Consider the following 13,520-nt stretch of genomic DNA (forward strand, 5'->3'; position numbering starts at 1 on the left):
CGTGCTACTTCCACTTCGAGGGCTGCACCTGGAGATGGATGGGCTTGGCCGGCGCTTCCATGAGCTCGAAGCCCTGTTCGGTGGAGGCCTCGGAGCGCACGTCGCGGGCCACGGCGCGCACGCTCCAGCGGTAGCTTCCCGGAGGCAGCGAGGCCTTCAGCTGGGGCGCGGAGGCCGTCAGCACCCGCTTCTCACCCCGGGTGGGCACCAGCTCCACCTCGTAGCCCTCGGCGCCCTCCACCGCCTGCCAGGCGAGGAGGACGGAGCCCAGGCCGCCCTTGGCGAACTGCACGCTCAGCTTGAGCTTGTCGGCCGGCTGGGTGGGGTGGGGCGTGCCCAGCGAGGGCCGGGACGGCGGTGGCGGCTGACCCTTCTCCACGCGCACGCTCTCGCCCACGTAGACGGGCCGGGTGACGCCCTCGGCCTCCACGCGCACCGGCTGGCCGGACCTGGACTCCACCGTGGTGGCGCCCTTGTCGTCCACCGCCACGGTGAAGGCGGTGGGCTGCGATGCGCTCGCCGACAGCAGCTTCCACGCCCCGTCCGCCGCCTGGGCGGCGTCCTCGTAACGCGCGCTCTGGAAGTGGGCCTCGGCCTCCTTCAGCTTGGCCGCCGCCTCCTCGCGCCGCGTCACCTTGGAGTCCGCGTGCTTCACCGCGTTGCGCGCCGTCTCCAGCACGCTCTGCGCCCGCGCCCGATCCGGTCCCGGCAGCTTCAGCTTCGTGCCCGGAGCGACCGCGTCGTCCTTCAATCCATTGAGCGCCTTGAGCTCGCTGGCACCACCTCGGTCTCCCAGCGCGCGCTGGGCCACCTGGGCGAGCGACTCTCCTTCACGCACCACCACCTCGGCGGGCGCCAGCGTGAGCAAGGCCAGCAGGAGGGAACTCTTCATTGGAACACGATCTCCCTTCCGGCCCGAACGGTGGCCGCTGGAGTGGTGACCGAGAGCGACTGGCGGGCCGGATCCTCGAGCTCGGCGTCCACCCGTCCGCGGAGAACGGTCAGGTCCGTACGCACCTGCCCGGGCCTCGCGCGCGTCTCGGCGATGCCGATCAGCGCATCCTGGCCGAGGTTCACCACGCTGCCGTTGGCGAAGACGATCTGAGCTCCCGCGCCCGCCACGGTCCGCACCTTGTCGTTCTCGAAGAGGGGCATGCCCTCCTGGGCGGGGAGCCACTCATCTCCCGCCGCGCGTTTTACCTTCACGTCCCCTTGCAACCCCTTGAGTTGAGCACGCCGCACCGGCTCCGGTACGGCCGGCACATGCACTGCGGCCGCGGGCTTCTCGTCGGCGGGACAGCCCACCGACAGCGCCGCGAGCGCGAGGACGAACACACTATAGGACCAGCGACTGTTCACGAGATGAGTTCCAGTCCCCAGTGTACCGGGGATTGGACCCGGCACCCAGGGGCCCGGTCACAGGCGCTCGGTCGGTTCAGTCCAGTCGTCGATGTTGCAGGCACGGCAGATTCCTGCGGATGCGCGCGAGCAACTCGGGGTCCACCGGGGCGATCGCCAGGCCCTCGCCCTCGGAGGCGCGGGCCGTCACCAGTCCCCAGGGGTCCACCACCATGGCGTGGCCCCAGGTGACGCGCTGCGGGGAGTGCCGTCCGCCCTGCGCCGGAGCGAAGAGGTAGCACTGGTTCTCGATGGCGCGCGCCCGCAGCAGCACCTCCCAGTGGTCCTTGCCCGTCATCAGCGTGAAGGCGGCTGGGACGGCCAGCAACGTGGCGCCCTCGTGCGCCAGGCGCCGGTACAGCTCGGGGAAGCGCAGGTCGTAGCAGATGGACAGGCCCAGCCGGCCCAGCTCCGTGTCGGCCACCACCACGTCGGTGCCCGGCGCCACCGCCGCCGACTCGCGGTAGGGCGTGCCGTCGCCCACGTCCACGTCGAAGAGGTGGATCTTCCGGTACACCGCCAGCCGCGAGCCATCCGGTCCGAAGAGGACGGTGGTGTTGTAGAGGCGACCTCCGGGCGCGCCCGTCTCCAGGATGGAGCCGGCCAGGAGCGTCACCTTCCGCTCGCGCGCCAGCTCGGCCATGCGCGAGAGCGTCGGCCCGTCGAGTGTCTCCGCGGCGCCAGAGCGCTCGGACTCCGGTCCCATCCAGCTGAAGTTCTCGGGGAGGCCCACCAAGCGCGCTCCCAGGTCGGCGGCCCGCCGGACGAGCCGGGTGGCCGAGTCGAGGTTGTGGGCCTTGTCCGCGGTGGACACCATCTGTGCTGCGGCGAGCAGGTACATGATGGGGGCGTTATAACGATTCCCGTCCGTGGAAACCCCGGGAATCCCTGCCCCTGGGAGGACTGTTCGATGTCAGGACAAGGGGTGCGTCATCCTTTACACCCCGAGGTGGCGTGTGCTACGGACGCCGCCGACATTTTTCGACGCAGTTCCTCGAAAAGTGGGCCGTCGTGCCCGCTTTTCGTGTTTTTGGAGTCCGGAGTCTTTTAAGCGGCCTATGGCGGAGAACATCAAGCAAACGGTGGAAGCAAGGGCGCAAGAGCTGCTCGAGCCCATCGTTGCGGGCGAGGGGCTGGAGCTCCTCGAGGTGGAATTCGTCCGCGAGCGCGAGGGCTGGGTCCTGCGCCTGTTCATCGACAAGCCGGGTGGACGGGTGGGTCTGGACGAGTGCTCGCAGGTGTCGCGCGCGGTGGACACGGTGCTGGACGTGGAGGACATCGTCCCCCACGAATACAACCTGGAAGTGTCCAGCCCCGGGGTGAACCGCCCCCTGAAGAAGCTCGCTCACTACGAGCGGGTGAAGGGACAGAAGGTCAAGGTGAAGACCTTCGGGCCCGTCGGGGAGCCGCCGCGCAAGAACTTCACCGGAACGCTCACCGAGGTGGCGGCCGACGCCATCACCGTGGACGTGGAGGGCGCGGGCAACTTCCGCATCTCCCTCAAGGACATCGCCAAGGCCAATCTGGAGTTCGAGTTCTAGCAGTCCACATACAGGGTGCGCTCTCGCGCGAGCGCGCCCGTGGAACCTTTGGAGAAGATGATGCCCACGCCAGCCAACCCCAACATCAACCTCAACCTCGTCCTGGACCAGGTGGCCAAGGACAAGGGCATCGATCGGAGCGTGCTCATCGCCACGCTCGAGGACGCGATGACGACCGCGGCCAAGAAGCACTTTGGCCAGGAGCGCAACCTCGAGGCGAAGTACGACCCGGAGAAGGGCGTGGTCGAGCTCTTCCAGGCCATCACCGTGGTGGAGCAGATCACCGACCCCGTGCAGGCGGTCAACCAGATCTCCCTCGACGAGGCGCACAAGAAGGGCATGGAGGTGGAGCCGGGCGACGAGCTCGTGTTCCAGATCTTCTACCGTGACGAGGACGCGGCGGAGGCCAAGGCGCAGGACGATCAGTACGGGGACATCCTCCGGCTGAAGACGTTCCGCCGCGGCTTCGGACGCATCGCGGCCCAGACGGCCAAGCAGGTCATCCTCCAGCGCACCCGCGACGCCGAGCGCGAGAACGTCTTCAACGAGTACCGCGACCGCAAGAACGAGATCGTCACGGGCATCGCCCGCCGGTTCGAGCGCGGCAACATCATCGTGGACCTGGGCCGCGCCGAGGCGGTGCTGCCGGTGCGCGAGCAGGTGCCGCGCGAGACGTACCGCGCCGGCGACCGCGTCCAGGCCTACGTGCTGGACGTGCTGCGCGAGTCCAAGGGTCCGCAGATCGTCCTCAGCCGCGCCTCCGTGAACCTGCTGACGAAGCTGTTCGAGATGGAGGTGCCGGAGATCGCCGAGGGCATCGTGGTCATCGAGGCCGCGGCGCGCGAGCCGGGTGGGCGCGCGAAGATCGCCGTCTCCAGCCGGGACGCGGACGTGGATCCGGTGGGCGCGTGCGTCGGCATGAAGGGCAGCCGCGTGCAGGCGGTGGTGCAGGAGCTGCGCGGCGAGAAGATCGACATCGTGCCCTACGACGAGGATCCGGCGCGCTTCGTGTGCGCCGCGCTGGCCCCGGCCGAGGTGAGCCGCGTCATCATCGACGAGGCCAACCACGCCATGGAGCTCATCGTCCCGGATGACCAGCTGTCGCTGGCCATCGGCCGGCGCGGGCAGAACGTCCGCCTGGCGGCCCAGCTGACGGGTTGGAAGCTGGACATCAACAGCGAGAGCCGGGTGCGCGAGATGCGCGAGTTCGCCAACCGTTCGCTGGGCGCCCTTCCGGGTGTCAACGAGATGCTGGTCGAGACGCTCTACGCGCACGGCTTCCGTCGGGCCAAGGACATCGCCGAGGCCAATCCGGAGATGTTGTCGCAGATTCCGGGGGTGGACCCGGCGCGCATTCCCGCCATGCAGGAAGAGGCACGTAAGCAGATGTCGGTGGACGACGCGGAGCTGTCCAGGATGGAGCGGGAGCGCGAGCAGGCCCGGCAGGCCGAGGCTCGCCGCCATCCGGACGAGCTCAGTCAGACGGAGCGTCTGGCGCGCGTCAGGGGCATGGGGGAAAAGACCATCGAACAGCTGTCCCTGGCCGGTTACAAGACGGTCGAGGACCTCGCCAACGAGAAGGACCTGGCCAAGCTGGGCGACGTGCCAGGGGTGGGCATCAAGAAGGCCCGCCAGCTCAAGAGCGCGGCGGAGAACTATCTGGTGGAGGAGGCCAAGCTCCGGGCGGAGCTCAACGCGGAACGTGGCGCCTCTTCCTCCCCGGCGGCCCAGCCGGCGGGTGCATGATTGTCGAGGCCTTTAGCTCGCTTGGACGCCAGGGGGGATGCGCCTGAAGGCTCGTTCCGGTAGTAGAAGAAAAGAAGAACTCCCGGCGAACGCCGGACCGGTGCGATGCTGCATCGGTTGCGGCGCGAGGCGGGTCCAGGAGGAGCTCACCCGGTTGGTGGTGGGCCCCGAGGGCGGCGTGGTGGTGGACAGACGGAGGCGGCTCCCCGGGCGGGGGGCCTACCTTTGTGGTGTCGGGTGCCTGGCGGCGGCGGTGAAGCGGAAGGCCTTTGGCAGGGCCTTCCGGGGGAGGGCGGGTCCGGTCGATCCGTCGGTGCTCGGACAAGCGTTGGAGTCGGGCCCGGTGCGGTAGTAAGGAGCGGCCGGGGGGGAGTGGGTGTTAGCACCACTCGCACACATTTTTGGATTAGGGTGCTGCGCCCGGTAGCCGGCGGAGCAAAAGGCCAAGCAAGGTATGTCGAAGAAGCGCGTTCACGAAATTGCCAAGGAGCTCAAGGACCACGGGGTCGAGCTCGACAACAAAGAGGTCGTGACCGAGCTTGTTGGGCTCGGCTACGACGTCAAGAGCCACTCGTCCTCGCTCGAGGACGACCAGGCCACAGCCGCTGTCCAGAAGATCCTGGACAAGCGCAAGCCGAAGCAGGCCGCCCCGCCGGTGACAGCCAAGGGCTTCGTGGTGCGCCGCAAGGCCCCGACGAGCGCTCCTTCGTCCGCCGATATGTCGGCTGGCGATGAGGCGCCCACCGCCGAGGAGCAGCGTGCCGTCGAGGAACCGCGCGCCGCCGCTCAGCCGGCCGCGGAGGAGCTGCGCGCCGCCGCTCAGCCGCCCGCCGCTCAGCCGGCCGTCGAGGAGACGCGCCCCCCTGCTCCCGCCGCCGCTCAGCCGGCCGCCGAGCCACCGTCCGCCCCGGCTCAGCCCGTGGCCGCCGAGGAACCGCGGGCCGCTGCTCAGCCCGCCCCCGCCGCTGCTCCGGAGACCCCGGCCGCCGCGGCTCAGCCCCCTGCCGCTGCGGAGCAGCCGTCCCGCCCCGCCGCGCAGCCTCCCGCCGCCGCCGTCGAGGCGCCGCGGGCTGTCGAGCAGCCGAAGGCCCCCGAGGCCCCGGCCGCCGCCGCGCAGCCGCCGTCCAACATTTCCAAGGAGACGCCCAGCTTGTCTACCCGCCCGCCTTCGGCGGTCCCCCCCACTGTCCGGACGCCTTCGGCTGGTCCGTCTTCCGGTGCCTCGCGTGCACCGTCCTCGGGTGCGCCCGGCATGGGCGCCTCCGGTCGTCCCGGCGGTCCCGGCCAGGGTGGTCGTCCCGGTGGCCCCGGCCAGGGTGGTCGTCCCGGTGGCCCCGGCCAGGGTGGTCGTCCCGGTGGCCCCGGCCAGGGTGGTCGTCCCGGTGGCCCCGGCCAGTATCAGCGCAGTGGCCCCGGTGGTCAGGGTGGCCGTCCCGGTGGTCCCAGCCAGTATCAGCGTGGGGGTCCGTCCTCCACGGGTCCGGTGCGTCCCTCGGGGATGAGCTCCGGTGCGCAGGCCAGCGCCTCGCCCACCTCGGGCCAGCCCGGCCAGCCCGGCCAGCCGGTCACCATGGTGGGTGGCGTGCCCCACCAGCCGGTGGCGCAGGATGGCCGCTCGATGCGCCCCACGGCCACCCAGGCCGTCGTCATCTCGCGTCCGCTCATCCAGGTTCGCCGGGTGACGCCCACCGCGGGCCAGGGCCGTCAGTACCCCATGGCGCCGGGCAAGAGCGCCATCGGCGAGAAGCGCGAGTACAAGGTCGTCCCGGATCACCTGGGCCGCGGCCGTGAGCTCGTCGACGTCTCCAAGAACAAGGAGAAGGAGAAGGCCGGGCGCGGCAAGCGCGGGACTTCGGCCGCCGAGGGCGGTCCTTCCAAGCAGGAGATCTCCGACCTGGTGTGGGGTCGCGTCACCATCCCGGTGCGCGGCAAGAAGAAGAAGCCCACCAAGAAGGGCGCCAAGACTCAAATCACCCAGATGGCCGAGGAGAAGAAGGTCATCAAGATCCAGGAGGGCATCTCGGTGTCCGACCTGGGCCAGCGCATGGGTGTGCGCACCGCCGAGCTCATCAAGAAGCTGATGGGCCTGGGCAAGATGGCCACGGCCAACCAGGTCATCGACTCGGAGACCACGGAGCTGCTCGCCACCGACTACGGCTGGCGCGTGGAGAAGGCCGGCTTCGAGGTCGAGGACTTCCTGCCCGAGGTGGAGGCGCGTCCCGAGGACGAGCGTCCGCGTCCGCCGGTCATCACCGTCATGGGCCACGTCGACCACGGCAAGACGAGCCTGCTCGACGCCATCCGCGCCGCCAACGTGGCGTCCGGCGAGGCGGGTGGCATCACCCAGCACATCGGCGCCTACTCGGTGAAGACGTCGCGCGGTGACATCACCTTCCTGGACACTCCGGGCCACGAGGCCTTCACGTCCATGCGCGCCCGCGGCGCCAACGTGACGGACATCGTGGTGCTGGTGGTGGCCGCCGACGACGGCGTGATGCCGCAGACGGTGGAGTCCATCAAGCAGGCCAAGGCCGCCGAGGTGCCCATCGTCGTCGCCATCAACAAGATGGACGTGCCCGGCGCCAACCCGGACCGCGTGAAGAAGGACCTGGCCAACTACGAGCTCACCCCCGAGGAGTGGGGCGGTGAGACCATCATGGTGCCCGTGTCCGCCAAGCAGAAGATGGGCATCGACCTGCTGCTGGAGAACCTGGCGCTGCAGGCCGAGGTGCTCGAGCTCACGTCCAACCCGAGCCGTCCGGCGGTGGGCGCCATCATCGAGGCCAAGCTGGAGAAGGGCCGCGGTCCCGTGGCCACCGTGCTGGTGCAGGAGGGCACGCTCAAGGTGGGCGACGCCGTCGTCACCGGCACCCACTTCGGCCGCGTGCGCGCCATGAACAACAGCCGTGGCGAGGCCGTGAAGGAAGTGCTCCCGGGCTACTCCGCAGAGGTCATCGGTCTGTCCGGTGTGCCCACGGCGGGTGACGCCCTCAACGCGGTGGCCGACGAGAAGGCGGCCAAGGAGATCGCCACCCACCGCGCCATGAAGGGTCGCGAGGCGGAGCTCGGCAAGGCCGACACCCGCGAGACGCTCGAGCAGCTGTTCGCCAAGACCAAGGCGGGTGGTGGTCCCAAGGAGCTGCGGCTCGTCATCAAGGCGGACGTGCAGGGCTCGGCCGAGGCCGTCAGCGAGGCCGTCAAGAAGCTCTCCACCCACAAGGTCCGCGTGGAGATCATCCACTCGGGCGTGGGCGCCATGACCGAAGGCGACGTGATGCGCGCGGCCGCTTCCAAGGGTCTGGTGTTGGGCTTCAACGTCAAGCCGGAGTCGGGGACCGAGGCCGCCGCGAAGGCTCAAGAGGTGACGCTTCAGACGTATAGCATCATCTACGAGCTCATCGACGGCGTGCGCAAGGCCATGGAAGACCTCCTGGAGCCCATCCGCACCGAGCGCAAGCTGGGTCGCGCCGAGGTGCGCAACACCTTCAACGTGCCGAAGCTGGGCACCATCGCCGGTGCGGCGGTGCTCGATGGTGTGATGAAGCGTGGCGCCTTCGTCCGGCTGATGCGCGACAGCAAGCAGCTGTTCTCCGGCCGCATGGCCTCGCTCCGACGCTTCAAGGACGACGTGAAGGAAGTCGCCCAGGGCTTCGAGTGCGGTATCGGCATCGAGAACTACAATGATCTCAAGCCGGGCGACATCATCGAGGCCTATGAGATCGAGGAGACGCGGCCGAGCCTGAGCTAGTCCCTCCGGCCGTCGTTCTCCACTCACCGGAACGCACCCGGTGGCCCGCCGTTCCTGGCGCGGTCACCGGGAGAGGGGTTGGGTGCCATGTTCGTTTGTGTCGCGCGTCTGACCCTGCAGATTCCGGAGAGCGGCTCCCTCAAGGCCAAGCGGCAGGTTCTCCGCCGGATAACGGACCGCGTGAAGGCCCGGTTCAACGTGGCCGTGGCCGAGGTCGATGACCAGGATCTCTGGCAGAAGGCCTCGCTCGCGCTGGCGGTGGTGGGCAACGACCGCCGCCACGTCGACGAGCAGATGGAGAAGATCATCCACTTCGTGGAGGAGATGTACGTGGCCCCGCTCATCTCCCGTCAGACGGAGATCATGGCCTTCGGGGACACGCTCTACACTCTCCCCGGGCGGCCCCGGGCCGCTGAGCGGGACGAGGACGAAGAGGAGGACGAGGCCGCGGAGGAGGGTGAGGACGACGAGGAGGCCGGGCCGGAAGCGGACCTGGAGGATCTCATCGCGGGCATGGGCCGGAGCGATCGCTCCATGGCCGAGGCCGAGGGGATGGGTGACTGGGATCGCCGGCACGAGGGGCGGGAAGGTGAGCGGGCGGGCAAGGGGACGGAACGCTCGGGCGCTGTCTCGCTGGACGAGGCCCGGGCTCGTGCCCGGAGTCTGCGCAACCCGAGGGATTGGGAGAAGAAATGAGTACCAGCAATCGGCCGGAGCGTGTGGGGCAGGAGATCCAGGCGGCCCTCGGGAGGATGCTGACCCGGGGCGAGCTGAAGGATCCTCGCATCGGCTTCATCACCGTCACCGGCGTGAAGGTGTCGCCGGACCTGAAGGTGGCGCGCGTCTTCTACTCGATGATGGGCACCGAGGAGGAGCGCAAGGAGACGCAGAAAGGTCTCGAGGCGGCCAAGGGTTACATCCGCCGGGAAATCACCGAGGCGGTGAATCTGCGCGTGTCGCCGGAGGTCTTCTTCACCTTCGACGAGTCGGTAGAGCGGGGTGACCGCATCGAGCGGCTGCTGCGCGAGGTGAAGGAGAAGGAAGGCTGGTAGTCTGCATGGACGGCGTTCTGGTCATCGACAAACCCACCGGGCCCACCTCGTTCGACGTGGTGCGGCAGGTCCGGTTTCTGCTCAAGGTGAAGAAGGTGGGCCACACCGGGACGCTCGATCCGATGGCCACGGGGGTATTGCCCCTGTGCCTGGGCGAGGCGACGAAGGTGGCCGGCTTCATCACCGAGGGCGACAAGGCCTATGACGCGGTGGTGCGCCTGGGAGCCGAGACGGACACCCAGGATGCCGAGGGCAAGGTGGTGGCCGAGGCCCCGGTGCCCACGCTCACCTCCGCGCTGCTGGAGGAGGTGCTGGGGCGCTTCCGTGGCACCTTCGAGCAGGTGCCGCCCATGTACTCGGCGGTGAAGGTGGGCGGGAAGCGGCTGTACGAGCTCGCTCGCGCTGGCGAGGAGGTGGAGCGCGCCAGCCGCCAGGTGACGGTGTACGAGCTGGTGCTGCGCGACTTCAACGCCACGCAGCTGCGCCTGTCCGTGCGCTGCTCCAAGGGCTTCTTCGTGCGCACGCTCGCCTATGACATCGGCCGGGCGCTGGGCTGCGGGGCCCACCTGGAGGCGCTGCGGCGCACCATGAGCGGCCCCTTCGCCCTGGCCCAGTCGCTGCCGCTGGCGGAGCTGCCCGCCCTGGCGAAGGAGCCCGAGGCCCTGGCGAAGCGCTTGCTGCCCGTGTCCGAGGCCCTGGTGGACCTGCCGGCGGTGCGGGTGAGCGAGGCGGACGCGGCGCGCGTGTCCCACGGGGTGCCGGTGGAGGCCCCCGCCCATCCCGGCCGGGTGCGCGTGGTGGACCCCTCGGGGAAGCTGCTCGCCGTGGCCGAGGTGGTCCGCGGCCGGCTGCGCTACCTGCGGGTGCTCGTCTGATTCCGGCCTCTGTGTCTGTGTCCTTTCGGCCTCTCCCGTCCCCCCCAGGCGGCCAGCCAGACGCTAGAGGTTGACCGCCCGCACGGGCGATGCTTATAAGCCCTCGATTCGTTAGTAGGAGGAAGCCCGGTCTGTACCCCTCCGCGGACCGCGGCGACCGCAGTACCCACCCCCCGGAGCGGGCAGAGAGTCAGGAAGCACATGTCGGCATTGCATCAGGACCGCAAGGCAGAGGTCGTCTCGAAGTACCGCACCCATGAGACGGACACGGGTTCCCCCGAGGTCCAGGTGGCGCTGCTCTCCGAGCGCATCACCATGCTCACGGAGCACTTCAAGACGCACAAGAAGGACCACCACTCCCGTCGCGGTCTGCTCAAGCTGGTGGGTCAGCGTCGTCGTCTGCTCGACTACCTGAAGAGCAAGGACGCCAACCGCTACAAGAAGCTCATCGAGGGCCTCGGCATCCGCAAGTAGGCCCGCTGTCAATCGGGGCGCTGGCGCAGAAGTCAGCGCCCCGAGTCGTTCCAGGCAGTCGAAGCACGCAGTCGCAGCACCTTTGATTCGAGAAGAAGGAGCGGGGCGAGGGAGGGAGCAAGGGCGTGATGTGGACGGAGGTTTTGGTTTCCGTTCGGACGGGCCGACCCAGGCAGCCAGGTCGGCCCGTGCGATCAGGGATCAAAGCTCCGACTCATCCCTGCCGGCGCTTCCGAGGCGCCCCTCCGCAGTCACACCGCGGTTGCCCGTCTTTGCCTGTTCCAGGCCCGGCGACCGCATCACCCCACAGGCCTCGCAATGAGGCGCGTGGGCCCTCACCTTTTGGAAAAGGCAGGGCACGCGTCGCGTGGCCATCAGGCAGTTACAAGGCGAGACGGATATGCACTTGAAGAAGAGCGTCAAGATTGGCGACACCGAGCTGAGCATCGAGACCGGCCACATGGCCAAGCAGGCGGACGGCTCGGTGGTGGTTCGCTACGGCGACACCATGCTGCTCGTCACCGCGGTGAGCGCGCGCGAGAAGAAGGACGTGGACTTCCTCCCGCTCACGGTGGAGTACCAGGAGAAGCTGTACTCGGCCGGCCGCATCCCCGGCAGCTATTTCAAGCGCGAGGGGCGCCTGACGGAGAAGGAGACGCTGGCCAGCCGCATCGTGGACCGCTCCTGCCGTCCGCTCTTCCCGGATGGGTACGCCTACGAGACCCAGGTCATCGCGAGCGTCATCTCCGCGGACCCGGAGCACGAGGGTGACATCCATGGCATCACCGGCGCCTCGGCGGCGCTGTGGGTGTCGGACATCCCCTTCAACGGCCCCATCGCGGGCATCCGCGTGGGCCGCGTGGACGGCAAGCTCATCGCCAACCCCACGCTCAAGCAGCGCGAGCTGTCCGACATCGACCTCGTCATGGCCGTGAGCCGCGAGGCGATCGTCATGGTGGAGGGTGGTGCCGAGGAGGTGAGCGAGGCGGACATGGTGGCCGCGCTCGAGTTCGGCAAGCAGGCGGCCCTGCCCGCGCTGGACCTGCAGGACGAGCTGCGGCGCGCGCTGAACAAGACGGTGCGCAACTACGACCGCATCCCCGCGGTGGCCGAGGACCTGAAGGCCAAGGTGCGCGCGCTGGCCTGGGACGGCATCGTCCATGGCTACACCATCAAGGAGAAGGCGGCGCGCTACGAGGCGCTCTCCAAGGCCAAGAAGGAGGCCCTGGCGAAGCTCAAGGAGCAGCTGGGCGAGGGCTACACCTCCCAGGTGGAGAAGCACGCCAAGCAGGTGGTGGAGGACCTGAAGTACGAGCACATGCGCACGCTGACGGTGAACGGTGGCCGCATCGGCGCCCGTGGTCACGCCGAGGTGCGCAACATCACCTGTGAGGTGGGCGTGCTCCCGCGCACCCACGGCAGCGCCATCTTCACCCGCGGCGAGACGCAGGCGCTGGTGGTGACGACGCTGGGTACCTCCGAGGACGAGCAGCGCCTGGAGCTGCTCGGCGGCATGTCCTTCAAGCGGTTCATGCTGCACTACAACTTCCCCCCGTTCAGCGTGAACGAGACCAAGCCCCTGCGCGGCCCCGGCCGTCGTGAGGTCGGTCACGGCGCCCTGGCCGAGCGCGCGCTGCGCAACATGCTGCCCGCCAGCGAGAAGTTCCCGTACACGGTGCGGCTCGTCTCGGACATCCTCGAGTCCAACGGCTCGTCCTCCATGGCCTCGGTGTGCGGTGGCACGCTGTCGCTGATGGACGCGGGCGTCCCCATCAAGGCGCCGGTGGCCGGCATCGCCATGGGTCTGGTGAAGGAGGGTGACCAGGTCGCCATCCTCTCGGACATCCTCGGCGACGAGGACCACCTGGGCGACATGGACTTCAAGGTGTGCGGCACCTCGAAGGGCATCACCTCCATCCAGATGGACATCAAGATCACCGGTCTGACCACGGAGATCATGAGCCGCGCGCTGGAGCAGGCGCGTCAGGGCCGTCTGCACATCCTGGGTGAGATGCTCAAGACGATGGCCGAGCCGCGCAAGGAGATCAGCTCCTACGCGCCGCGCATCACCACCATCCAGATCCGCCCCGAGTTCATCAAGAACGTCATCGGGCCGGGCGGCAAGGTGATCAAGGACATCATCGCCCGCACGGGTGCGGTCATCAACATCGACGACTCGGGCCGGGTGGACATCGCCAGCGCCAACGTGGAGTCGGTGAAGGCCGCCATCGCCATGGTCCAGGCGCTCACCCGCGAGGCGGAGATCGGGAAGATCTACACGGGCACGGTGCGGAAGATCGCCGAGTTCGGCGCCTTCGTGGAGCTGTTCCCCGGCACCGACGGCCTCATCCACATCTCCGAGCTGTCCGACAAGCGCGTGAAGAGCGTGTCGGACGTGCTGAAGGAGGGCGATGAGGTGCTGGTGAAGGTGGTGAGCATCGACAAGACGGGGAAGATCCGTCTGTCGCGCAAGGAGGCCATGGCCGAGCGCGCCGCCGCTCAGCAGGGCACCCCCGCTCCCGCCGAGGCCGCCCCGGCCGCCGCTCAGTCCCCCGAGGCCACCCAGCCCGGCGCCAAGGCCTGAGGTCCTACCCTCCCTCCCTCCCTCCCTCCCTCTCCCTCTGGGAGAGGGTCGGGGTGAGGGTATAGGGGTGGACTCGGGTTCAACCTGTACCTGGTGCCCCAG

At 68.9% G+C, this 13,520-nt stretch carries 12 protein-coding genes; 9 read left to right on the forward strand and 3 right to left on the reverse strand.

The window, feature by feature from the left end; all coding sequences use genetic code 11:
- Window positions 1–4: 4 nt before the first annotated feature.
- From JRI60_RS13670 to JRI60_RS13680, 3 genes are all read right to left on the reverse strand, one after another.
- Entirely contained in the window at window positions 5–892 is an 888-nt protein-coding gene (locus tag JRI60_RS13670; protein WP_204226285.1) for a LysM peptidoglycan-binding domain-containing protein, read from the reverse strand.
- Window positions 889–1,359, reverse strand: a complete 471-nt coding sequence (locus tag JRI60_RS13675; protein ID WP_204226286.1) for a FecR family protein — start codon at window positions 1,357–1,359, stop codon at window positions 889–891. The genes JRI60_RS13670 and JRI60_RS13675 overlap by 4 nt, the downstream gene beginning before the upstream one ends.
- A 76-nt stretch (window positions 1,360–1,435) precedes the next feature.
- Window positions 1,436–2,239 carry a carbon-nitrogen hydrolase family protein gene (locus tag JRI60_RS13680; RefSeq protein WP_204226287.1) on the reverse strand — a complete coding sequence of 268 codons (804 nt, stop codon included), beginning with the start codon at window positions 2,237–2,239 and terminating at the stop codon, window positions 1,436–1,438.
- 217 nt (window positions 2,240–2,456) lie between these two features.
- Here JRI60_RS13680 and rimP point away from each other — a divergent pair, with 217 nt between their 5' ends.
- The 9 genes from rimP (at window position 2,457) to pnp (ending at window position 13,418) form a co-directional block, all read left to right on the forward strand.
- Complete coding sequence (gene rimP / locus JRI60_RS13685) at window positions 2,457–2,939, forward strand: ribosome maturation factor RimP (RefSeq protein ID WP_204226288.1); 483 nt, start codon at window positions 2,457–2,459, stop codon at window positions 2,937–2,939.
- Between the two features lie 60 nt (window positions 2,940–2,999).
- Complete coding sequence (gene nusA, locus JRI60_RS13690) at window positions 3,000–4,685, forward strand: transcription termination factor NusA (protein WP_204226289.1); 1,686 nt, start codon at window positions 3,000–3,002, stop codon at window positions 4,683–4,685.
- 100 nt (window positions 4,686–4,785) lie between these two features.
- Window positions 4,786–5,037, forward strand: coding sequence for a DUF448 domain-containing protein (locus JRI60_RS13695; RefSeq protein WP_239470499.1), 252 nt, complete (start codon window positions 4,786–4,788; stop codon window positions 5,035–5,037).
- Between the two features lie 102 nt (window positions 5,038–5,139).
- Window positions 5,140–8,433, forward strand: a complete 3,294-nt coding sequence (infB, locus tag JRI60_RS13700) for a translation initiation factor IF-2 (RefSeq protein WP_204226291.1) — start codon at window positions 5,140–5,142, stop codon at window positions 8,431–8,433.
- A gap of 87 nt (window positions 8,434–8,520) precedes the next feature.
- Entirely contained in the window at window positions 8,521–9,129 is a 609-nt protein-coding gene (locus JRI60_RS13705) for a DUF503 domain-containing protein (RefSeq protein WP_204226292.1), read from the forward strand.
- Window positions 9,126–9,485 carry a 30S ribosome-binding factor RbfA gene (rbfA, locus tag JRI60_RS13710; protein ID WP_204226293.1) on the forward strand — a complete coding sequence of 120 codons (360 nt, stop codon included), beginning with the start codon at window positions 9,126–9,128 and terminating at the stop codon, window positions 9,483–9,485. Before JRI60_RS13705 ends, rbfA begins: the two co-directional genes overlap by 4 nt.
- Window positions 9,486–9,490: 5 nt before the next feature.
- On the forward strand, window positions 9,491–10,360 hold the full coding sequence (gene truB, locus JRI60_RS13715) for a tRNA pseudouridine(55) synthase TruB (RefSeq protein ID WP_204226294.1): 870 nt from the start codon (window positions 9,491–9,493) through the stop codon (window positions 10,358–10,360).
- A gap of 201 nt (window positions 10,361–10,561) precedes the next feature.
- Window positions 10,562–10,834 carry a 30S ribosomal protein S15 gene (gene rpsO / locus JRI60_RS13720; protein ID WP_204226295.1) on the forward strand — a complete coding sequence of 91 codons (273 nt, stop codon included), beginning with the start codon at window positions 10,562–10,564 and terminating at the stop codon, window positions 10,832–10,834.
- A 400-nt stretch (window positions 10,835–11,234) separates the two neighbouring features.
- Window positions 11,235–13,418 carry a polyribonucleotide nucleotidyltransferase gene (gene pnp, locus JRI60_RS13725; RefSeq protein WP_204226296.1) on the forward strand — a complete coding sequence of 728 codons (2,184 nt, stop codon included), beginning with the start codon at window positions 11,235–11,237 and terminating at the stop codon, window positions 13,416–13,418.
- The last annotated feature ends 102 nt before the right edge of the window (window positions 13,419–13,520 follow it).

The sequence above is a fragment of the Archangium violaceum genome, assembly GCF_016887565.1.
Classification (GTDB): domain Bacteria; phylum Myxococcota; class Myxococcia; order Myxococcales; family Myxococcaceae; genus Archangium; species Archangium violaceum_B.